This is a genomic window from Planktothrix serta PCC 8927, assembly GCF_900010725.2.
Lineage (GTDB): Bacteria > Cyanobacteriota > Cyanobacteriia > Cyanobacteriales > Microcoleaceae > Planktothrix > Planktothrix serta.
In genome coordinates this window covers 110056-132697 of record NZ_LR734870.1, presented here as the reverse complement: position 1 = coordinate 132697, position 22642 = coordinate 110056, and the positions used below count along the sequence as shown (strand labels likewise).

Here is a 22642-nt window from a genome sequence, read left to right as displayed (position 1 = left end):
GGAACAGGGAACAGGGAACAGGGAACAGGGAACAGGGAACAGGGAACAGGGAACAGGGAACAGGGAACAGGGAATAGAACCAAGTTATTTGATAATTCTTGTTATTATCGGGGGAGTAGTTAACTTTGATTAGGTGGCTCAATATTATGAATATATCCCTAACTCCTGAACTTGAGCAGTTTGTTCTGTCAACAGTCAAAAATGGGAAATACTCATCGGCTTCTGAAGTCATAGTAGCGGCGTTACAATTGCTAAAAGAGCAGGAAATTTTAGGGGTTTTAAATCCGGTTTCGTCAGTGAGGAAGCAAAAACCCAACTATGATTTCTCTGACTTGGTGGGGCGATTAAATTGGCAGGGAGATGCCGTAACAATGCAGAGGAATCTACGCGATTTTAACAGTAATTAAAGTGATGCAGCAAAGTTAGACGGTGAATTCTTTTCTTCCCTGTTCCCTGTTCCATGTTATATCATTTTCGTCGATTAATTCTCCCGTTCCTTCACAGAATAAACAAGTTTCTTCCCGTTGAATTTCTCCTGAACAATCTCGAATTTCTATATAGCCTTTTCCTTCACAATGGGGGCAAGATTGAGGCGGAATCATATTTTTCATTGATAAAAATAGAGGGGAATTAAGCCCTGAAGGGCTTACTACGATTTAATGATTTAGTCCTACCATTGGGAAAGATAGGGAATTGAGTTGAGAGACTTTTTCGGGGGTGGATTTTAAGGGAGTTTGATTTAAACGGTCAAAAATATAACGGGAAATTTTAGGGAAAACTTCTTCATTTTTAGCATAGGCGGGATCATCTCCAAATACCGCTAGAATATAAATGGCTTTATCATTTAAGGTTCTAACAAAGGCAATTTCTTGGCGAGAACGACTGGTATAACCGACTTTAGACCCATAGTAAATATCAGGAGGTAAGGATTCTCCTAAAAATCCTTCAACGGAGTTAGAATCAATATTTTTCCAGGCTTTGGGGTTTAAATCACGGGTTAATAAATAAGCCATTTTTGTACTCGCTAAGGGAGAAATAGCTTGTTTGGTATAAATTTCATACATTAATCGTGCAGTTTGGTCAGTAGTGACGAGATTTCCTTTGGAATAGGGGGGATTTTCTCGGAGTTGCAAATCTCGACCTGTGGGTTCTTCTCCTATCCCTGTAATGGGATAATTTTTAGTCGTTAAATTAATTCCACTATAACCCGATTTTTCAAAAAATTGATTGACTTGACTGCGTTTTTCTACCCATTTTTCTAATTCAGTTTTGTCTAAATTTTCTCCTGATTCAGTTTGGGTAATCGCATCGACAACGCGACTGGCTGAATCATTATCGGAAATCCGCAACATCTGGGATAGGTCAGTATAAAAGGGTGATTCTTTGGCAATATATCCTTTTTCTGCATAACCAAAAAAGGCAACCATCCAAAATAATTTAGCAACACTAGCCGGAAATCTCAGCTTAGTATTATTATATCCGGCAATAGTATGGCTGGCAGCTTTACTAACATCAATTAAGGTAATTGATAAAGATTCGGTGGGTAATCCTTGAATTTTGGCAATATCAACGGCCCCATCAACCATAATTTGTAAGTCTTTACTGGGGATTAAATTAGGGGGAGTTTTAATATTATAAACAACGGTTTTATCGCTCTCGGAAACCGGAGCAGAAATCGCAATATTGTGAGTTTGGGGTTGGGGTTTTGCGGGGGGAAATAATAGTTTTAAAATCGCTCCCATTGTCCAGTTAACGGTTAATAATAGGGCAATTAAAAATAGAATCCGAGAGTATTTTAACCGTGCTAAGGGATGGGGAGGTCTAGTCCGAACTTTAACAGGCGATCGCCTTAAAGAATAGCCTCGAACAGAAGAAGGTCGCACAGACCGACGGCGCTGGGTGATATAAGCCATATTGGTTGTTTGTTGGCTGTTGACTGTTGGCTGTGTAGAGACGTTGTATACAACGTCTCTACAAGCTTAACGCTTAACCCCTAATCTTCAACCGTCAACCGTCAACTGTCAACTGTCAAGTAAAGTTAAAGCCAATTGGTAGATTTGGCGACGGGGAACGGAGGTAGCCTCGGCGAGTTGACGACTGGCTTCAGAGCGGGATATCCCCTGCTGAATGAGACGTTGGAGTTCGGCTTTAATTTGATCTTCGGTGAGAGGAGTTGTAGTTTCCTCAACACCCGCAATCACTAAAGTTAGTTCTCCTTTAGGGTTGTGATTTTGATAATATTGTACGGCTTCTGCTAACGTTCCTCGCCAAAATTCTTCATACCGTTTTGTTAATTCCCGTGCGATTACAATCGGCCGTTTTGATTCTAAATTTTGATCTAAATCTTCTAAGGTTTCCAGAAGACGATGGGGTGCTTCATATAATATGATTGTCCGAGATTCCGTTTTTAATACCGTTAAACGCTGTTGGCGCTCTTTATTTTTCGTGGGTAAAAAGCCTTCAAAAATAAATCGATCCGTTGGCAGTCCCGCCGCACTCAAAGCTGTTAAACTAGCACTAACACCAGGAATAGGAATAACTGGAATATTCGCTTCAATACAAGCCTTAACCAATTCATATCCGGGGTCAGAAATTCCTGGCATTCCAGCATCGGTAACTAAAGCGATCGCCTTTCCCTGACGCAGAGATTCAAGCAAACTGGGAATCCGGCGATGTTGATTATGTTCATAATAACTCTGTTGCGGAGTTTTGATGTCAAAATGGTGTAATAACTTGGCCGTATGACGAGTATCTTCGGCGGCAATCCCATCGACACTTTGTAAAATTTTTATCGCCCGTAATGTTATATCTTCAAGGTTCCCAATGGGAGTACCAACAATATAAAGGGTTCCAGCTTGAATCGTCATGTTTAATTAAAGGCCTTACGCAAATATAAATGTGATATAACGCACACTATCTCCAGGATAATATTAGGTATCTTAGAGAAGTGGATGGAACATCGACCGTTCACGAAGGAAGCGATTTATAGCCCAGAATAAATCATTTTCGACCTGGAGATTGAAGTTTGTTGATCCAAACCACTCGATATATGAATTCAACTAAAATGCTAACGCTATCAGGGTTTCGCACCACTACTTTACTTTATAGCAGCCCCACCAGTTTAGTGTATCGGGGCTATTGGCTTGCCCATCAACAGCCTGTGGTCTTGAAAGTCCTGCGGGAACAGGGGCATAGTCCTAAACAGTTAACTCGGTTTCAACGCGAATATGAACTGATTCAGTCTTTAAATTTGCCGGGAGTTGTGAAGGTTTATGGCTTAGAACGCCATGACCATCAACCCATGATGATTTTAGAAGATTTTGGGGGAGAATCTCTAACCCAGTTAAGATTGGCGGGTCAATTGAGTTTAATTGAGTTTTTGCAATTAGCGATCGCCATTACTAAAATTTTAGGTCAAATTCATGGATTTAATATTATTCATAAAGATATTAATCCCAGTAATATTATATTAAATCGTCAGACGGGAATTGTTAAGCTAGTTGATTTTGGAATTGCCAGTGTTTTATCTCAAGAAAAACTTACCTTTATTTCTCCAAATACCTTAGAAGGAACCTTAGCCTATCTCTCCCCTGAACAGACGGGACGCATGAATCGAACCATTGATTATCGGAGCGATTTTTATGCGTTAGGGGTAAGTTTTTATGAATTACTAACGGGTCAATTACCCTTTGAAAGCCAAGATCCTTTAGAATTAGTCCATAGTCATATTGCCAAAACTCCGATTTCTCCCCATCACTATACGGCTTTTATTTTACCCGAAACTTTATCGCGTATTATTTTAAAATTAATGGCAAAAAATGCCGAAGATCGATATCAATCTGCCTATGGAATTAAAAGCGATTTAGAACGCTGTTTAGAACAAATTAAAACTCAAGGCTATATTGATACCTTTCAACTGGGAAGCCAAGATTTATCGGATAAATTACAAATTCCAGAAAAATTATATGGTCGAGAACAACATTTTCAAACCTTATTAAATGTCTTTGAACGAGTGAGTCAAGGAAACCGAGAATTAATTTGGATTTCGGGCTATTCGGGAGTAGGAAAATCCTCCTTAGTTCGAGAAATTCATAGACCCATTACGGCTAAACGAGGGATTTTTATTTCAGGAAAATTCGATCAATATAAATGTAATATTCCCTATTTTGCTATTTCTCAAGCTTTGAATGAATTTTGTCATCAAATTTTAAGAGAACGAAAAGAAATATTAGAACAATGGAAGCAAAAAATTTTAGATTTTGTCGGAAATAAAGGACACCTTTTAATTGATGCTATTCCGCAATTAGAACGAGTCATCGGCAAAACTTCCGCACCAAAATTTCTGGATTTACAAGCAACTCCCAACTGTTTTTTATGGGCTTTTAAAAAATTAATTCAAGCTTTAATTCAACCCCAACATCCTTTGGTGATTTTTTTAGATGATTTACAATGGGCAGATTGGGCTTCCTTAAACCTGATTAAAACCTTAAGCCAAGATGAAAATCTTCAATATTTAATGATTATTGGAGCCTATCGCCATCACGAATTAAATCTCAATCCCCTGTTAAAATCAACCCTAGAAACCATTAAGGGAAGCCCAGACCAAGGATTTGAAATTATTCTCGAAAATTTAAGTTTATCCGATGTTAATCATTTAATTGCTGAAGGATTAAATTGTTCTCCTCAAGGGAGTCAATCCTTAGCCAATTTAGTTTATCAAAAAACTCAAGGAAATCCTTTTTTTACTAGAGAATTTTTGAAATCCCTTTATACAGAAGGATTATTACAATTTCAATATCCCACTCAATTATCGTGGACGCAAGGCAGCTATAAAGGCAACTGGACATGGAATCTTGAAAAAATTCAGGCTAAAAATATAACAGATTATCGAGAAAATTATCCTAAATTATTAGAAGAATCTCATCCTATTCGTTCATCTACTTCCCTAGATATTGCCAGTATTTTTAAAGCTTCTCAAGCTCTTTCCCGTGAAATTTCTATCGAACATTTACTCACAAAAATTATGAAAATTGTGGTAGAAAATGCGGGAGCAGAGCGAGGATATTTGATTTTAGAATCCGATGAACAATGGTTAATTCAAGCCTCTGTAACCACCGTTCCTGATGGGGTTCGAGTCTTACAAGCTATTCCTATTGAACGAATTAATTGCCAAACTAATACCCCGGAAGTTTGCAACTCAATTGTTAATTATGTAATTCACACCCAAGAGAGTTTAGTGATTCATCAGGCGACGGAAGAGAATAAATTTGTGAGTGATGATTATATCCTAATCAACCAACCTAAATCTATTTTATGTGTTCCGCTTTTGAACCAAGGAAAACTGATGGGAATTCTTTATTTAGAAAACAATTTAATTACAGGAGCCTTTACATCAGAACGATTAGAAATTTTAAACTTATTATCTTCTCAAGCTGCTATTTCCATTGAAAATGCTCTGCTTTATAAGACCTTAGAAGAAAAAGTTACCGAACGCACTCAAGCCTTACAACAAGAGATTTTAGAACGCAAACGCATTGAACAAGCATTGCGAGAAAGTCAAGAACGGTTTGAGTTAGCAATGCGAGGAGCAAATGATGGCTTATGGGATTGGAATATTCTCACAGATGCGGCATATTATTCACCTCGATATCAAGAAATGTTAGGATACACAGAACAAGAATTTAATCCCAATATTAATGAATTCATTAAGCGAATTCATCCAGAAGATCTAGAATCTGCTTTGAACCAAGTTTATAAATATATTCATCGCCAATCTTCTCATTATGAAATTATTCTAAGAATGCGACATAAACAGGGTCATTATATTTGGATTTTAAGCCGAGGAATGGGTTTACCGGAACGTCCGGGTAAAATCAATCGCATTGTAGGGATTAATATTGATATTACGGAACAGAAAAAAGTTGAAGAAGCGTTGAAACTAGCGAAAGAAGATGCAGAAGCCGCGAGTCGCGCTAAGAGTGAATTTTTAGCAAATATGAGCCATGAATTAAGAACCCCGTTGAATGGAATTTTAGGATATACTCAAATTTTAAAACGGTCAATAACGGTATCTGAAAAAGATCAAGCGGGAATCCAAATTATTCATCAATGTGGAACCCATCTTTTAACTTTAATTAATGATATTTTAGATTTATCAAAAATTGAAGCAGGAAAATTAGAACTTTCTGCCAAAGTTGTTAATTTAGACAATTTTTTACAAGGCGTTGTCGAAATCTGTGCGATTAAAGCCAAACAAAAAGGTTTAGCCTTTATTTATAAACCCCTGTTTAAACCCCCGATGGCGGTAGAAGTAGATGAAAAACGCTTGAGACAAATTTTAATTAATCTCTTAGGAAATGCGGTTAAATTTACCGATTATGGTGGCGTTACTTTTAGTGTTAAAGTCATGGAAGATCAGCACTTCAATTCAGTTTTATCCGCCAATCACAGCCGGAATCAAACAATTCAGTTTAAAATAGAAGATACGGGAATTGGGATGAATCCTGAACAATTAGAACGAATTTTCTTACCCTTTGAACAAGTTGCTGAAATGTCTTACCGTTCAGAGGGAACTGGATTAGGATTAGCAATTACTCAACGATTAATTCAACACCTAAAAGGAGATTTATATGTCGAAAGTACCCCAGGAAAAGGCAGCAATTTTTGGTTTGAATTGAATTTACCAATTTCAACAGAATTGCCATCCATTTCCGATCCTAATCTCTTATATTCTATTGTCGGATTTAGAGGAGACAAACGCAAGATTTTAGTTGTGGATGATAAGCCAGAAAATCGGTTAGTGGTGGTGGATTTATTGCAACCTTTGGGGTTTGAAATTGTAGAAGCGAGTAATGGTCAAGAAGGGTTATATCAACTGGTAACAACCCAAGCGGAGTTAGTCATTGCTGATTTAGTGATGCCGATTATGGATGGTTTTGAAATGACGAGACGTATTCGTTCTTTACCCAAACTCAAAGATATCCCTGTGATTGCAACTTCCGCATCGGTTTATCAATGGGATCGACAACAAAGTCAAGAGGCAGGATGTAATGATTTTCTGCCTAAACCCTTACAAGTAGAAGAATTATTCAGTAAACTAAAGACTTGGTTAAAGTTAGAATGGGAATATAATTATGCCGATAATATTTGGATTCAACCTCTTCCAGAAAATCCTGTTGATTTAATCATTCCTAGTCCTGAAATTCTAGGAAATTTAATTAAATTAGCCAAGCGAGGAAGGGTTTTAGAACTAGAAGAGGAAGTCATAAAAATCAAAGAATCTGATCCTCGTTTGAGTTTTTTTGCCGAGCGAATTAAGTCCCTGACTCAAGAGTTTAAATTAACACAAATTAAGGAGTTTCTCAATCAATGCACGACCAACTGATTTTAATTGTTGATGATAATCCGACAAACTTAAAAATTCTGTCACAAACCCTAACCAGTGCCGGATTTCAATTAGCTGTAGCGACCAATGGAGAAGAGGCATTAGAGGAAGTTATGGAAGAATTACCGGAACTAATTTTACTGGACGTTAAAATGCCTAAAATTGATGGTTTTGAAACTTGTTGTCGCCTAAAAGCTAATCCTAAAACTCAGGATATTCCAGTTATTTTCATGACGGCTTTATCGGAAACTATTGATAAAGTTAAAGGTCTTTCTTTGGGGGCGGTAGATTATATTACTAAGCCTTTTGATGAACAAGATGTTTTGGCAAGAGTTCGGGTACATTTACGCTTAAGAACTGCACAAAAACAAATTATTGCTCAGGAAAAACTGGCTTCTTTAGGAACGATTACCGCCGGGGTTGCCCATGAGCTTCGTAATCCTTTAAATTTCGTGATTAATTATGCCCAATCTTCGATAGATAGCTTAAATGAATTGTTTTTAAATATCCATAAAAATTCTCAGCTAGAAACCCAAGAAATTCTCACTCAATTGCAGGATGTAATCACAGATTCTCAAGCTATTTATGAACATGGAGAACGAGCTTGTCGGATTATTGAAAGTATGATGCAGTTGGCTCGTTCTGAACCAGGAGAATATCAATGTATTAATCTCAATGCTATTTTAGATCAAGCAATTAAACTCGCCTATCATAGTTTTCGAGTCAAACATCGAGATTTTATGATTACAATTAACACCAAATTTGATCCTGATTTAGAGGTAATAGAAGTGATTGTCTCTGATTTACATCGAGCTTTTATTAATATTATTGATAATAGCTGTTATGCCCTTTATTTAAAAACCCAGGAGGATAGAAATCCAGCAGAAAATTTTAGTCCAACCTTATCCTTAATTACAAAAAATCAAGGATCTAACATTGAAATCAAAATTTATGATAATGGAATGGGAATTAAACCCGAACTAATTTCCGATGTTTTTACTCCATTTTTTACAACCAAACCGCCAGGACAAGGTACGGGACTTGGTTTATCTTTAACTCACGATATTATTGTTTTACAGCATGGAGGAACGATTCAAGTTGACAGCCAATGGAAACAATATACTGAGTTTACCCTAACATTGCCTAAAAATCAGCAACGGAATTGATCAAACCGTATTTTTTCAGAAAAGATAGAGATCATCTAATTGTATTTAACAGTCAATTCTCAAAATTATAAAAAATATCGCCAGTGTACCCGATTTTTTTTATAATAGTTTTGATGGGGCTACCAATTTAAAGCACTATGTCTTATTCTTACCCGCAATCTTTATCTTCCCATTCACGATTTCCCTTCTCTTCTCATTCTCTTACTATGTCTCAAACCCCAGCTTATATTTTAGTTGTTGATGATGAACCAGAATTACAACGATTGATAGAAAGATGCTTAAAACATCAAATTGAAATCGGAGAATTCAAGTTTCTATTTACGACCTGTGGCATTGATGCCTTAGATCTTTTGCGGTCAACTCCCCATATTTCTGTTGTTTTAACTGACTTAAATATGCCGGGAATGGATGGCTGGGCATTACTGGAACAAATTCCTACAATTGATCCCCTACTCAAAGCTGTTGTTGTCTCAGCTTATGGCGATATTCAAAATATTAGAACGGCAATGAACCGGGGTGCATTTGATTTTCTCACAAAACCGATTAACTTTCAAGATTTAATTTTAACCATCCGAAAAACCATTGATATTGTTACTAAAAGTCGCCTCCAAAAGCAACAACTTAAAGATGCCGTTGAAAACTTACAATATTTAGCACTCTATGATAAATTGACCGGACTTCCCAATCAAAATCATGTTTTAGAATGTATTCGATCTGCGATTTTTCATCAATTAGACTTTGCTGTTTTTTATTTAGCCTTGGATCGATTTAAAGTTATTCGATATGGCTATGGAAAAACCTTGGCAGAAGAGTTTTTAATTCAAGAAGTTGAACGCATCAAAGCTTGTCTTCAAGCTACTGATGTTTTAGCTAGAATTTGGAAAGATGAATTTGTGTTATTTCTACCTGGCATTCAATCAGAAACTGTTGCCTTAGAAACAGCAAATAAACTTCATAAAACCTTTAAGTTATCCCCGCCAGAACGTCGAATTAGTGCATCGGGTAATACCAGTATTGGTATTGCTCTATCAAGTTTATGCTATGAACAAGCGGAAGATTTTTTAAGAGCAGCAGATACCGCCATGCACTATGCCAGAATGCAGAATCAAACCAATTGCACTGTCTTTTTTAATCCAGAAATGCAAGTTGCTGTTTTAAATCGATTACAATTAGAATCCGATTTAGAATTGGGGTTGGAGAATCAAGAATTTCAAATCTATTATCAACCCATTTACAGTTTACAAAATCGATATTTAGCAGGTTTTGAAGCCTTAGTTCGTTGGCAACATCCAAGTCGAGGGTTAATTCCGCCTTCTGAATTTATTCCTCTCACAGAGGAAACTGGACTCATTATTCCTTTAGGAGAATGGGTACTTCGAGAATCCTGTCGCCAATTTAGTCAATGGCAAAATGAATTTCCCGATCAATTTCCCTTATCTCTAAGTGTTAATTTATCAGGACTCCAAATCTTAAACTCAGATTTTAGTGGCTTAATTGATAATATTATTCAATCTAACCCCTTGGAAGGATTTAATTTAAAACTAGAAATCACAGAAAGTATTTTAATGGAAAACCCTGAGATTGTAACCCAATATATGAGTCAGTTTAAACTGAGAAAAATTCAATTAGCTATTGATGACTTTGGGACGGGCTATTCTTGTTTATCTTACCTACAATCCTTACCTTTAGATACTTTAAAAATTGATCGATCATTTGTTATTAATATTAGCTCTAATCCTAAAAGCTTAGATATTATTAAAACTCTGATTACGTTAGCTCATAGTTTAAACTTAGATGTAGTTGCAGAAGGGGTAGAAACTGAAGAACAAGTTGCTATTTTAAAGGATTTAGGCTGTGAATATGGACAAGGATATTGTTTTTCACCGCCCATTGATGCTAACACTGTCACCCAATTATTTCAGAAAAACTCTTATGGCTAAACAGGGTTTATTTGTAGGATTAATTACACTTGATCTAATCTATTCGGTTAATGAATATCCCCATAAAAATCAAAAAATTGTCGCTTCTAATTATACCGTTGCTGCCGGAGGGCCAGCGACCAATGCCGCCGTTACTTTTAATGTTTTAGGAAATCAATCTACCCTATGCGGTGTATTAGGAATCCATGCCCTCACCCAACTAATTCGGACGGATTTACAACAATATGCTATTAATATTATAGACTTAGATCCAACTCGTTTAGAAGCTCCTCCGGTTTCTTCTATTGTTGTAACTCCCACCACAGGCGATCGCACAGTTGTTTCTATTAATGCCACAAAATCCCAAATCTCAAACTTCTCAAATTTACCTCAAGATTTAGACAATATTGATATTATTTTAATTGATGGTCATCAACTTGCGATCAGTCAAACCTTAATTCAACAGGCAAAAATCAAACAAATTCCCATTGTTTTAGATGGAGGCAGTTGGAAACCGGGGTTAGAAACGATTTTACCCAATATTAACTATGCCATTTGTTCCGATAACTTTTATCCTCCCCACTGTCAAACTTCCGAAGATGTTTTTGCTTATCTCCAAGCCATGAATATTCCTAATATTGCGATTACCCAAGGAGAAAAACCTATTCAATATATTACCCTCAAACAAGGTAACGGAAGTATCCCCGTCCTCCCCATTCAAGCCGTTGATACTTTAGGTGCAGGAGATATTTTTCATGGGGCATTTTGCCACTTTATCTTATCTCAAAACTTTCCCACTGCCTTAGCCCAAGCTGCCCAAATTGCCAGTCAGTCTTGCTTGCATTTTGGGACGCGGCAATGGATTCAATTCTTAAACAATCACCCCGGATTGTAGACAATTGGGAACAATTCGGCTATAATTAAAATAGATTCTTCCGGTTTTCCCTGTTTCGATTTTTATTAAGATATCTTATTGTTAACATGACTGATATTCAACCCTTAAAAATTACCCTTCCTCCGTTACAAATCACCTTGGATAATGGACAGCAAGTGAGTTTGCAATGGCTCCCTCCATCTCCTCTGAATGAGTCCTCTCAAACTTCTCAGCATCCTCAACATCCTCAACCGCCTCAACTTCCTGATGGCTGGAAAAAATGGATTGCTGCTAATAAATTTATCAATCAATCCGATGATACCTTAATTGAATGTATGGTCAAAAATGGGATTGATGTTAAGTTAGCCGTTGAAGAAGTTACAGGTATTGCTAATCAACCTTATTTTCAAGCCGGACAAGAGATTTTGCAAAAGCTGCAAAAACTAGAATCTCTTTTACAAATTCAACATCAACTGGCTGGTTTATCCTCCCAGTCTAATAGTATTCCGCGAATTCCCTTTTTATCCCAAGCTGAATTTTTAGATCAATATTATTCACAAAATAAACCCGTTATCTTAACGGATATCATGAAAAATTGGCAGGCAATGGAGCGATGGACTCCCGAATATTTTAAAGAAAAATATGGTCAGGTTAGTATTCAAGTTCAAGGAAATCGTAACGCTGACCCGAATTATGAAATTAATATAGAACAACATCGAAAAACGATGTTATTTGAAGATTATATTGATTGGGTCGTCCGGGCTGGGGAAACCAATGATTACTATATGGTTGCCAATAATAATACTCTGAATCGGGAAGAAATGCGGGGACTCTTCGACGATATGGAAATCTTTCCCGAATATTTAGACTCAGCCCAGAAATTAGGAAAAACCTTTTTTTGGTTTGGTTCAGCCGGAACTGTTACCCCTTTACATCATGATACCATTAATATCTTTTTAGCTCAAGTTTCGGGGCGAAAATTAATTAAAATGATCCCCCCGGAACAAACCCCATTTATCTATAATAATATTGGGGTTTTCAGTCCCATTGATCCGGCTAATCCTGATTATAATCGTTATCCTTTATATCGGAATGTTCGTTCCATTGATGTAATTTTACACCCTGGAGAAGTGATTTTTCTTCCGGTGGGATGGTGGCATTATGTTAAAGCTTTAGAAATCAGTATTTCGGTTTCTTTTATTAATTTTAAATTCCCCAATGATTATGATTGGAAAAATCCCTCCTTCGGTCATTATTAAGCATTCGTAGGGTGCGTAAGCAAAGCGCACGCACCTACACAAAAAAGAGGTTAGGAAAACAAGTCAAATTAATTCAATACTTCCATTCCTCGGCGATAAAGTTCTTTAGCATAATCTGTCCAAGTTCCCTGTCCCCAATAGCGAAAACAACTGGTTTGTAGTAACAAGTTGTACAATAACGCTTGTTGATAGTTGAATTCTTGGGTAATATTCGGATTATCTTGAACTAAAGAATCATACTTTTGATGAAAAGCAATACTTAATTGTTTCATCGGTTCTAAAACATTTTCATATCCTTGAACCCAACTTAAATGATTTGTCCAAGATGCGCCCTCCATTTGAAATTGATGATCGGTTTGTTTTAAAATAGCGATCGCGGCTTCCACAGCTTCCGGTGTCACTGAATTGGGATCAATTTGTTGCCAAATTTTATGCTGATGAACAGCTTGACAAATTGGGTAATCTTCCGGCTTCACCCCGGACGCTTCTAAAAGTTCTAAATATTCTGTTCCATTCATCGCCACAACCCCAGAATTTTGATCCCGCAATTCCTGAAAAATTCGGAAGAAATCACGGGGATATTCATTCATCATCACACCGCCATTTTCCCCATCCGCAATTTGTGACACTAAAGGCGGAACTTTAACCCCACTAATCGATTGTTTTTCCTTGGTTTTAGCTTCAAAATAAGGTTGCATTTGAGCCACTAATTTAGTATCAGAACCTTGGGTTTTAATTAAAGCAATTATACTAACTACTTCTCCCTGAGAATTCTTAGCAATTAAGCGATTCGGAATATATTTTTGGTCTTGGGGTAATCCTAAACCCTCCAAGGTTTCCACCGAATGTTCCTGCACTAATAACCACCGATAACCACAAGCTTTCAACGCTTTAATATATTCATATAACGTATCAGGATGATTCGGTAAGTGCATTTCTGGGGGAGAAAAACCCTTAACTCGCTTCAACGCTTCTATCCCAAAAATAGAGGCAAAATGATGTTGCCAAGCTCGAATTTGTAATAAAATATCAGGAATTGGAGTCGAAGGAATCACCGCATGACTCCACATTGTTCCTAACCATTCCACATAAGGTTGATAGGCAGAATTACAAGTAATTGTTTTCAGAGAATTTAGAATATCATCCCGCCCCATTTGGCGTAATCCCCATAATAAATTCCCCGAATAATCTAACATAATTCGAGGGTTACATCCTTCTGCTATTAATTGAGGAATAAACTCTCCCATGCGACGATAGCACCCCGCAAAGGGTTCAGCATTATGGTTATCCCCTTCTTGGGGATGTTCAAACATATATTGAAGATTGCTAATTAATTCCCCATTCACACCTGCTGGAATTGTAGGTTGATGAAAATGTAAAGCACAAGCAAATCCGGCTTGAATTTGATCCAACTTTAAATCAGTATGGGGTAAGAAAATCGGCTGATTGTGATTAACAATGCTCTCGATTTCAACTTCCCACCCACACAAATTGGGCAGACCGGAACGCAAGTCTTCTAAAACAGGTAAAGGGGTCAATAAGTCAGGCTTTGTCATAAAATTAAATCTTGATCAATGGGAACGGGAGAAAAATACAAATTCAGTCACACTTTAGAACACAGAGAACAAAAAATAGCTGTTGATGATCCGCAATATTTCGTCAAATTTGAGAAAATTGTTTAATTTGTGTTCAATTTCAGAGCATGGGGGTTTTGATTTGGACGATAAAACGTTATAGTTAGTAACGCTGGGACTTTACAGTGAGGTAACGAAGACAACCTTTCTGCTTATGAACAGTTATTGCTGATATTCTAGCCTTAAAATTGGACAAATGATCATTCATCCGTTGTAGGTGTTTAATTTTTGAATTGAGACAGTGAAAGATGTCTAAATCTTAAATTTTATTGTTGATGCAAAATTTTGAGTGTTTAAGACAGTATGAGTATTAATTTTGGACGAGAAACGTGCTGTGATTTGCCCAGTGCAGAAGCACGAGAATGGTTAGTGACCAATGGCATCGGGGGCTATGCTTCAGGCACAATAGCAGGCTTACTAACCAGACGTTATCAGGGTTTATTAGTGGCGGCTTTAAAACCTCCATTAGGACGTACCTTGCTGGTGACGAAAATAGATGATTTAGTCGAATACCAGGGACAAGTTTATCCCCTTTATACCAATCGTTGGGCCGGAGGTGCCGTCGATGGTTATGGACATCACCACATTGAACGGTTTCACTTAGATCGTACCGTTCCCACCTGGAAATTTGCCTGTGCTGACGCCCTCCTAGAAAAACGGATTTGGATGCAGCCAGAAGCCAATATAACTTATGTTCGTTATAGTTTAACTCGTGCTACGGGGCCGATGACGCTCACCCTCAAAGCCTTAGTTAACTATCGAGATTATCATAGCGATACCCAGACTTGGAACTGGCAAATGCAGGTAGAACCCGTTGAAAACGGGGTTTGTGTGACTGCATTTTCCGAGGCGGTTCCCTTTTATTTATTAACAGATCGCGCTACCGTAACACCAGCCCATGAATGGTACTATCACTTTGATTTAGCACGGGAACGAGAACGGGGGTTAATGGATCACGAAGATCATCTTCATGCGGCCACCTTCACCGCCACGTTGAACCCCGGAGAATCCTTATGTTTTGTGGCGACAACCGACCCTAACCCCAGTTTAAATGCAGAAGCCGCCCTAGAAGTCCGTCGCACCCACGAACGCAAATTATTAGGATTTTGGCAAGATAGCTGTCCCGTTAATAGTAGAGAAATTCCTGAATGGGTGAAACAATTGGTATTTGCGGCCGATCAATTTGTGGTCAATCGTTCCATTCCTGAAAATCCAGTCGGTAAAACCATTATTGCCGGATATCCCTGGTTTGGGGATTGGGGACGGGACACAATGATTAGTTTACCGGGCATTGCCATCACTACAGGTCGTCTACAAATTGCCCGTGCCATCCTCTATACTTACGCTAAATATGTTGATCAAGGGATGTTACCCAACCGTTTCCCCGATGCCGGAGAAACCCCCGAATATAATACCGTTGATGCTACCTTGTGGTATTTTGAAGCCGTTCGTCAATATTATGAAGTCACTGAAGATATTGATGTAATTGAAAATTTGTTTCCAGTGCTCGCGGATATAATTCAATATCACTGTCGCGGAACTCGCTACAATATTCACCTTGATCCAGCCGATGGTTTACTCTATGCCGGAGAGATAGGAACACAGTTAACCTGGATGGATGCCAAAATTGGAGATTGGGTTGTGACGCCTCGCATCGGTAAACCCGTTGAAATTAATGCCCTTTGGTATAACGCTTTGCGAATTATGGGGAAATTTGCCCGTCAAATTGGCAGACCCTATCAAGAATATGATGCCTTAGCGGATCGGGCTTTAGCTCGATTTGAACGGTTCTGGCATCCTGAATTAGGCTATTGTTATGATGTGTTGGATGGGATTTATGGGAATGATGCCACCCTGCGTCCGAATCAAATTTTTGCCGTTTCTCTGCCTCACAGTGCCCTCTCTCCCGAACAACAACGGGCTGTCGTTGAAACCTGTGGACGGTTTTTGCTAACATCATCAGGATTGCGATCGCTTTCCCCTAATCATCTCCACTACCGAGGCTATTATGGGGGAAATCCCATACAGCGAGATAGTGGTTATCATCAAGGTACCGTTTGGGCTTGGCTTCTGGGGCCTTATGTGATCGCCCATTTACGGGTATTCCAAAATCCCCAGGTTGCTCGTAGTTTTTTAGACCCCATTGCCAACCATCTCACGACCGCCGGACTGGGGAATATTAGCGAAATTTTTGATGGTAATGCCCCCATGTACCCCCAGGGCTGTATTGCCCAAGCTTGGTCAGTGGGAGAAATTCTCCGAGCCTGGTCTGCTACAGAACGGTAATTTGTTGACTGTTAACTGTTAACTGTTGACTGTTGACTGTTGACTGTTGACTGTTGACTCTGTGGAACAGGCATCTTGCCTGTTAAGTGAGATGTCAGGTTTCACCGAAGGAGTGTCTATTATTTCTCCTGTTCCCAGATCCGATGTTCCCTGTTCCCTGTTCCCTGTTCATAGGTTTGCGATAATGAGTTTAAAGGCGGTTCTATTTGATTTTAATGGAGTCATTATTAATGATGAACCCATCCATGAGCAACTCATAGAAGAACTATTGCTGACAGAAAACCTACGTTCTAAACGGGAAGAAATTCGCAAATTTTGTTTAGGACGGAGCGATCGCGCTTGTTTAACAGACCTGTTAACTTATCGAGGTCGGGCTGTTAGTAATGCCTATTTAGATCAATTAATTGAACGTAAATCCATCGCCTACCAAAATCGCTTACAACAGTTAGAACCCCTTCCCCTCTATCCCGGTCTTGAAACCTTACTCCAACAGTTGCAAGCCGCCGATCTAAAATTAGCTTTGGTGACAGGTGCGATGGGGGAGGAAGTGGAACTAATCTTAAATCGCAGTGGACTGAGGAATAATTTTCCGATTATTGTGACAGGGGATGATATTACCCTCAGCAAACCCGAACCCGAAGGCTATTTGTTAGCGGTAGAACGCTTAAACCAGGTTTACCCCCAATTAAACTTACAGCCCTCAGACTGTCTCGCCATCGAGGATACCTTTGTGGGGATTATCGCAGCCCAACGGGCCGGAATACAAGTGGTCGGTATCGCCCATACCTACCCCTTACATTTTCTGCAACGCTGGGCAAATTGGGCGGTGGATCGGTTCTCGGATCTGGAATTAGAGAGAATTCAAAAAAAATTTTTACAAGAACCTTTACAATCTACCGTTCCCTTGTGTTAATATATTAAATCGGAGTCAGATGTCATTCCTCACCGATAAATGGCTCCAATAATTCGGGGAATTAGCTCAGTTGGTAGAGTGCTGCGATCGCACCGCAGAGGTCAGGGGTTCGAATCCCCTATTCTCCATTTTCGTTGTCGATTATCACATTATTTGTCGTCATTCACAAATTAATGTCGTTTTTCACACTTTATTGCGGTTTAAAAGATTGATTAACAAATTAATAAGGAGAACTAACTTATGCAAGTGATTAAGGTTAAAACTCGCGTTGATGCTGAGGGAAAAGTTATTTTACAAGTTCCTCAAGATTTAGCGAATCAAGAGTTAGAGATTGCCATCGTCTATCAGCTTGTTTCTCCCGAAACTTCAACTCAAACCCCTGAAAAATTAGGCTGGATATCAGGTTTTTTTGAACAAACAGCAGGCTGTTTAGCTGATGAGCCATTGGTGAGGTATCCCCAAGGTGAATATGAGGTTAGGGAGAAAATCGAGTGATTTATTTACTGGATACCAATGTCTGTATTATTTACCTGAACCGTCGCAATTCAGGAGTACAGCAACATTTAGAACGGTTATCGCCGAGTGATGTTGCTGTTTGTTCTGTGGTCAAGGCTGAATTGTTTTATGGGGCGATGAGAAGCTCAAACCCAACTCGGACACTGGCGCTACAGGAAGCATTTTTAATTCAATTTGTTTCGTTACCTTTTGATGATGCAGCAGCTAGTATTTTTGGCAGAATTCGCGCTGAATTGGCAGCTTTAGGAACGCCTATCGGCCCCTACGATCTGCAAATTGCGGCGATCGCTTTAGCTAATAATTTAGTTTTGGTGACTCATAATATTAGTGAGTTTGGACGAGTGCAAGGTTTACGCATAGAAGACTGGGAATTATAGGGGTGAGATGTTCAGCGAAAACCCAAGCCAAAGAAAGAGGAAAATTAAATGGATTTAGAAACATTACTTGAGCGAATAAATCTTGGAGAAGACCAAGACATTGAATTTAAGTCTGCTGACGGCGGTTTTCCCAATGAAGTTTGGAAAACTGTATCAGCTTTTGCCAATACAGATGGCGGTTATATTGTTCTAGGTGTCACTGAAAATCGAAATAGATTCGAGATTACAGGTGTTCGCAATCCTAATGTTTTACTTAAAGAGTTTTGGAATAATCATAATAATCAGCAAAAACTAAGCTTCTCAATTTGCGATAATTCTGACGTGCAAACTTTGAAGATAGAAAGTCATAATTTAGTTATTATTAAAGTTCCTAGAGCAACTAGAACGCAACGACCTGTTTATATTAATAAAAATCCCATAACGGGAACCTATAAACGCAACCATGACGGCGATTATCCTTGCACGGATGATGAAGTTCGCCAAATGTTACGCGATGCCAGTAATGACCCTCAAGATATCCAAATTTTAGATAAATTTGACCTGCGAGACCTCGATCCAGAAACTTTAAAATCTTTTCGTCAACGCTTTAGCTCCAGGGAACCAGATCATCCTTGGTTAGCATTAGACGAGCGCAATTTATTGATTCAGTTAGGCGGATGGAGGCGCAATAGAAACACTGATAAAGAAGGGTTAACTCTCGCTGGTTTACTAATGTTCGGGAGGGGAAATAGTATTTCAGAGGCACTTCCTCGCTATCAACTTGACTATCAAGAACGGCTGTCTAACGATCCAGATGTTCGTTGGACATATAGACTGACACTTGATGGTAAATGGGAGCCTAATCTCTTCAATTTTTATTATCGCGTCTATAGTCGTTTAGTTAATGATTTAGATGTTCCGTTTAAACTAGATAAAGATGCTGTGAGGCGGGGAGAAACTCATGTCCATGAAGCGGTTAGGGAGGCTCTAGTAAATACTTTAATTCATGCCGATCATTTATCTTCTCGTCCTATTATAGTAACTAAGTTTCCTAATGGTTTTTTATTCAATAATCCAGGTCGGCTAAGGATTTCTATTCTGCAACTTTATGATGGAGGTATCAGCGATCCGCGCAATCCTAAACTGCAAACAATGTTTCAAATGCTTGGTTTAGGTGAAAAAGCCGGATCGGGTTTTAAAAAGATTCTACGAGCCTGGAAAGAACAACAATGGTTTAGGCCATTAGTGTCAGAAAAATTCGATTTAGAGATGACATCTGTTGCTCTGCCGATGCTTAGTTTAATTCCTGAAAATGTCGAGCAAGAACTAAAAGAAATAGTGGGAGATAACTACTGCGAACTAACAGAATTAGATCGAATTATTTTGGTACTAGCGCATCAGTTTGGAGAAATTAGTAATAGTGACATTCAGTGTTACAGACAGGAACACCCTAGAGATATAGGAGAGTGCCTAAAGCACTTGGTCAATAACGGCTGGTTGGCACAATCAGGACGTGGACGTGGAACCCAGTATGCTCTACCAAATAAAGGTCAACCGGATTTGCTTTCACTGCTTCCAAGCTCCGAATATTATGAACCAAGCTCCGAACATAACGAGTCTAGCTCCGAACATAACGAGCCAAGCTCCGTGCATAACGAGCCAAGCTCCGTGCATAACGAGTCTAGCTCCGTGCATAATCAGACAAGCTCCGTGCATAAAGATGAAAATTTATTATTACTAGAAATAGCTGCTCCCGTTCGAGAGAAGAATCGGGTAAGTCCTGAGTTGATGAGAGATACTATTCTGAAACTGTGTTCGGAAAGATATTTAACTGTAAAAAGATTAGCTGAACTATTGAATCGCAGTTCTGAAACAATTAGAACTCATTACATTAATCCGATGTGGTCAGAAAAATTGCTTGAACTCAAATACCCTGACGAGCCAACTCATCCGCAGCAAGCATACAGAACCTTATTGTCTCAAGGAATTAGCAAGGTTTCTGATACTCGATCATCTTCCCAAACTCCATAAAACACTGCTGACACCAGCAATCCACCCACAACGCCGGAATCTTTAACCTCGCCCCGCGTTGGAACACCCCAATAACAACATTATATTACAATAGAAGGTGTTTGGCTCCTAAACTGAAAACAGTATAACGACGACTACAACAATGACAGAAAACCCCCTACTGATTGGTCAGGGATTACCACCCTTTGAAATGATGACACCGGATGATGTTGTTCCTGGAATTACGCAACTGTTAATGGAACTGGAACAGGATCTTGCGACCTTAGAAACATATCTTAAACCGACCTGGACGGATTTAGTTGAACCTTTGCAAAAATTACAAGAACGGTTAACGTGGAGTTGGGGAATTGTGGGGCATTTAATGGGGGTAAAAAATAGCCCCGAATTGAGAACAGCCCATGAAACAGTTCAGCCTAATATTGTACAGTTTATCAATGAACTTAACCAAAGTAAAATAATTTATCAAGCTTTTAAACAGTTAAGAAATAGCCTGGAATGGGAGCAATTAGATTCAGCGCAACAACGTATTGTGAATATGGCTCTGCGAGATGCAGAATTATCCGGGGTGGGATTAGAAGGAGAAGAACGCGATCATTTTAATGGCATTGAATTAGAATTAGCCGAACTTTCAACTCGATTTTCTAATCATGTTTTAGATGCGACAAAAGCATTTAGTTTAACTCTAACAACACCCGAAGAAATTGCAGGTTTACCTCCGAGTTTACTCAGTTTAGCCGCTCAAGCTGCTCGGTCAGCCGGGGAAGAAAACGCCACCCCAGAAAACGGCCCCTGGCGAATTACCTTGGATTTTCCTAGTTTTGGCCCCTTCTTAAAATATAGTCAGAGAAGGGATTTACGCGAACAAGTCTATCGAGGTTATATTAGTCGGGCTTCTAGTGGAGAATTCGATAATTTTCCCTTAATTGAACGGATTTTAGAACTCAGGAAACAAAAAGCAAGTATTTTGGGTTTTAATAGCTATGCAGAACTGAGTTTAGCGAGTAAAATGGCTCCCCATGTGGAAGCTGTGGAGGCATTATTAGAAGAATTACGCATTGTCAGTTATGATGCGGCTCAACAGGAATTTGAAGATTTAAAAGCCTTTGCTGCTTCAAAAGGCGCAGAAGAAACCGAGAATTTACAACATTGGGATATTGCCTTTTGGTCAGAGCGCCAACGAGAGGAAAAATTTGCTTTTACAGATGAAGAATTACGGCCCTATTTTGCCTTACCCCAAGTTTTAGAGGGGTTATTTGGGTTAGTTCATCGCATTTTTGGGATTATGATTACTCCGGCGGATGGTCAAGCACCCGTTTGGCATCCAGATGTCCGTTATTTTGAAGTTACCCATGAAAACGGAAACCCCATTGCCTACTTCTATTTAGATGCCTATAGTCGCCCCGCAGAAAAACGAGGAGGGGCCTGGATGGATGAGTGTATTACTCGCGCTAAATTTGTGGAACAGGGAGAAACAAAAGTGCGATTACCTGTGGCTTATTTACAGTGTAATCAAACGCCTCCGGTAGATGATAAACCTAGTTTAATGACGTTTGCAGAAGTGGAAACGTTATTCCATGAATTTGGTCATGGGTTACAACATATGTTAACAACGGTTGACTATGCAGGGGCGGCCGGAATTAATAATGTGGAATGGGATGCTGTGGAATTACCGAGCCAATTTATGGAAAATTGGTGTTATGATCGATCCACATTATTTGGCATGGCAAAACATTATCAAACCGGAGAAACCTTACCCGAACATTATTATCAAAAGTTGTTAGCGGCTAAAACCTATATGAGCGGAACTGGAATGCTGCGACAACTCCATTTTGCTTTTGTTGATATTGAGTTACATCACCGTTATCAACTCGGAGGAAGTGAAACGATTAGCGCTGTTCGCAACCGCATTGCCGAGAAAAGCATGATTTTAAAACCTCTGCCAGAAGATGCCTTTTTATGTGCTTTTGGTCATATTTTTGCGGGCGGTTATGCAGCAGGATATTACAGTTATAAATGGGCAGAAGTTTTGAGTGCTGATGCTTTTGCTGCCTTTGAAGAAGCAGGATTAGAAAATGAAAATGCTATCTCTGAAACCGGGAAACGCTTCCGCGATACGGTGTTAGCATTAGGAGGAAGTTTGCATCCGATGGAAGTATTTAAAGCTTTCCGAGGGCGGGAACCGAGTACAAAACCTCTATTAATTCATAGTGGTTTAGTAGCAGCTTAATCAGTCATCAGTGTAGAGAGGTTGCATGCAACGTCTCTACCAGTTATCAGTTAATGGTTAATAGTTGAGGTAATTTA

16 protein-coding genes and 1 tRNA gene are annotated in these 22642 nt (G+C 39.0%); 13 read left to right on the top strand and 4 right to left on the bottom strand.

The window, feature by feature from the left end; genetic code table 11:
* Window positions 1-146: 146 nt before the first annotated feature.
* Entirely contained in the window at window positions 147-407 is a 261-nt protein-coding gene (locus tag PL8927_RS13260; RefSeq protein ID WP_083622229.1) for a type II toxin-antitoxin system ParD family antitoxin, read from the top strand.
* A gap of 15 nt (window positions 408-422) precedes the next feature.
* Here the strand turns inward: PL8927_RS13260 and PL8927_RS13255 are convergent, their stop codons facing one another.
* From PL8927_RS13255 to rsmI, 3 genes are all read right to left on the bottom strand, one after another.
* Entirely contained in the window at window positions 423-611 is a 189-nt protein-coding gene (locus PL8927_RS13255) for a hypothetical protein (protein WP_197047409.1), read from the bottom strand.
* Window positions 612-656: 45 nt separating this feature from the next.
* Complete coding sequence (locus PL8927_RS13250) at window positions 657-1913, bottom strand: serine hydrolase (RefSeq protein ID WP_083622202.1); 1257 nt, start codon at window positions 1911-1913, stop codon at window positions 657-659.
* 108 nt (window positions 1914-2021) lie between these two features.
* The gene (gene rsmI, locus PL8927_RS13245) at window positions 2022-2867 is read right to left on the bottom strand and encodes a 16S rRNA (cytidine(1402)-2'-O)-methyltransferase (RefSeq protein WP_083622200.1); all 846 of its coding nucleotides are present in this window, start codon (window positions 2865-2867) and stop codon (window positions 2022-2024) included.
* 197 nt (window positions 2868-3064) lie between these two features.
* On the opposite strand from rsmI, the gene PL8927_RS13240 reads away from it, so the two are divergent.
* The 5 genes from PL8927_RS13240 to PL8927_RS13220 all read left to right on the top strand — a co-directional run bounded on the left by PL8927_RS13240 (window position 3065) and on the right by PL8927_RS13220 (window position 12602).
* Complete coding sequence (locus PL8927_RS13240; RefSeq protein WP_197047408.1) at window positions 3065-7384, top strand: AAA family ATPase; 4320 nt, start codon at window positions 3065-3067, stop codon at window positions 7382-7384.
* Window positions 7369-8550 (top strand): hybrid sensor histidine kinase/response regulator, encoded by a 1182-nt coding sequence (locus PL8927_RS13235; RefSeq protein ID WP_083622196.1) that lies wholly within the window; start codon window positions 7369-7371, stop codon window positions 8548-8550. Before PL8927_RS13240 ends, PL8927_RS13235 begins: the two co-directional genes overlap by 16 nt.
* Window positions 8551-8756: 206 nt before the next feature.
* A complete protein-coding gene (locus PL8927_RS13230; RefSeq protein ID WP_197047407.1) occupies window positions 8757-10490 on the top strand; it encodes a putative bifunctional diguanylate cyclase/phosphodiesterase in 1734 nt (577 codons plus the stop codon).
* Window positions 10483-11364, top strand: coding sequence for a sugar kinase (locus PL8927_RS13225; protein ID WP_083622191.1), 882 nt, complete (start codon window positions 10483-10485; stop codon window positions 11362-11364). Before PL8927_RS13230 ends, PL8927_RS13225 begins: the two co-directional genes overlap by 8 nt.
* Before the next feature lie 86 nt (window positions 11365-11450).
* Window positions 11451-12602 carry a cupin-like domain-containing protein gene (locus tag PL8927_RS13220; RefSeq protein ID WP_083622189.1) on the top strand — a complete coding sequence of 384 codons (1152 nt, stop codon included), beginning with the start codon at window positions 11451-11453 and terminating at the stop codon, window positions 12600-12602.
* Window positions 12603-12670: 68 nt separating this feature from the next.
* Here PL8927_RS13220 and PL8927_RS13215 read toward each other — a convergent pair whose 3' ends face one another.
* Window positions 12671-14158 carry a polysaccharide deacetylase family protein gene (locus PL8927_RS13215; RefSeq protein ID WP_083622187.1) on the bottom strand — a complete coding sequence of 496 codons (1488 nt, stop codon included), beginning with the start codon at window positions 14156-14158 and terminating at the stop codon, window positions 12671-12673.
* Between the two features lie 381 nt (window positions 14159-14539).
* On the opposite strand from PL8927_RS13215, the gene PL8927_RS13210 reads away from it, so the two are divergent.
* From PL8927_RS13210 to PL8927_RS13180, 7 genes are all read left to right on the top strand, one after another.
* A complete protein-coding gene (locus PL8927_RS13210; protein ID WP_083622184.1) occupies window positions 14540-16522 on the top strand; it encodes an amylo-alpha-1,6-glucosidase in 1983 nt (660 codons plus the stop codon).
* Between the two features lie 184 nt (window positions 16523-16706).
* A complete protein-coding gene (locus PL8927_RS13205) occupies window positions 16707-17435 on the top strand; it encodes an HAD family hydrolase (protein WP_083622227.1) in 729 nt (242 codons plus the stop codon).
* Between the two features lie 55 nt (window positions 17436-17490).
* Window positions 17491-17563: transfer RNA gene (locus PL8927_RS13200), tRNA-Ala, on the top strand.
* Between the two features lie 112 nt (window positions 17564-17675).
* Window positions 17676-17930 carry a hypothetical protein gene (locus tag PL8927_RS13195; RefSeq protein ID WP_083622181.1) on the top strand — a complete coding sequence of 85 codons (255 nt, stop codon included), beginning with the start codon at window positions 17676-17678 and terminating at the stop codon, window positions 17928-17930.
* Window positions 17927-18328: a type II toxin-antitoxin system tRNA(fMet)-specific endonuclease VapC gene (gene vapC / locus PL8927_RS13190; RefSeq protein WP_083622179.1), complete on the top strand. Its 402-nt coding sequence runs from the start codon at window positions 17927-17929 to the stop codon at window positions 18326-18328. Before PL8927_RS13195 ends, vapC begins: the two co-directional genes overlap by 4 nt.
* Before the next feature lie 48 nt (window positions 18329-18376).
* The gene (locus PL8927_RS13185; RefSeq protein WP_083622176.1) at window positions 18377-20338 is read left to right on the top strand and encodes an RNA-binding domain-containing protein; all 1962 of its coding nucleotides are present in this window, start codon (window positions 18377-18379) and stop codon (window positions 20336-20338) included.
* Between the two features lie 142 nt (window positions 20339-20480).
* Window positions 20481-22565: a M3 family metallopeptidase gene (locus tag PL8927_RS13180; protein ID WP_197047406.1), complete on the top strand. Its 2085-nt coding sequence runs from the start codon at window positions 20481-20483 to the stop codon at window positions 22563-22565.
* Window positions 22566-22642 lie beyond the last annotated feature (77 nt).

Excerpts from the sequence above, each read along its gene's own strand:
- PL8927_RS13260 (WP_083622229.1), top strand. The coding sequence starts at position 147 with ATGAATATATCCCTAACTCCTGAACTTGAGCAGTTTGTTCTGTCAACA.
- PL8927_RS13255 (WP_197047409.1), bottom strand. The coding sequence starts at position 611 with ATGAAAAATATGATTCCGCCTCAATCTTGCCCCCATTGTGAAGGAAAA.
- PL8927_RS13250 (WP_083622202.1), bottom strand. The coding sequence starts at position 1,913 with ATGGCTTATATCACCCAGCGCCGTCGGTCTGTGCGACCTTCTTCTGTT.
- rsmI (WP_083622200.1), bottom strand. The coding sequence starts at position 2,867 with ATGACGATTCAAGCTGGAACCCTTTATATTGTTGGTACTCCCATTGGG.
- PL8927_RS13240 (WP_197047408.1), top strand. The coding sequence starts at position 3,065 with ATGCTAACGCTATCAGGGTTTCGCACCACTACTTTACTTTATAGCAGC.
- PL8927_RS13235 (WP_083622196.1), top strand. The coding sequence starts at position 7,369 with ATGCACGACCAACTGATTTTAATTGTTGATGATAATCCGACAAACTTA.
- PL8927_RS13230 (WP_197047407.1), top strand. The coding sequence starts at position 8,757 with ATGTCTCAAACCCCAGCTTATATTTTAGTTGTTGATGATGAACCAGAA.
- PL8927_RS13225 (WP_083622191.1), top strand. The coding sequence starts at position 10,483 with ATGGCTAAACAGGGTTTATTTGTAGGATTAATTACACTTGATCTAATC.
- PL8927_RS13220 (WP_083622189.1), top strand. The coding sequence starts at position 11,451 with ATGACTGATATTCAACCCTTAAAAATTACCCTTCCTCCGTTACAAATC.
- PL8927_RS13215 (WP_083622187.1), bottom strand. The coding sequence starts at position 14,158 with ATGACAAAGCCTGACTTATTGACCCCTTTACCTGTTTTAGAAGACTTG.
- PL8927_RS13210 (WP_083622184.1), top strand. The coding sequence starts at position 14,540 with ATGAGTATTAATTTTGGACGAGAAACGTGCTGTGATTTGCCCAGTGCA.
- PL8927_RS13205 (WP_083622227.1), top strand. The coding sequence starts at position 16,707 with ATGAGTTTAAAGGCGGTTCTATTTGATTTTAATGGAGTCATTATTAAT.
- PL8927_RS13195 (WP_083622181.1), top strand. The coding sequence starts at position 17,676 with ATGCAAGTGATTAAGGTTAAAACTCGCGTTGATGCTGAGGGAAAAGTT.
- PL8927_RS13185 (WP_083622176.1), top strand. The coding sequence starts at position 18,377 with ATGGATTTAGAAACATTACTTGAGCGAATAAATCTTGGAGAAGACCAA.
- PL8927_RS13180 (WP_197047406.1), top strand. The coding sequence starts at position 20,481 with ATGACAGAAAACCCCCTACTGATTGGTCAGGGATTACCACCCTTTGAA.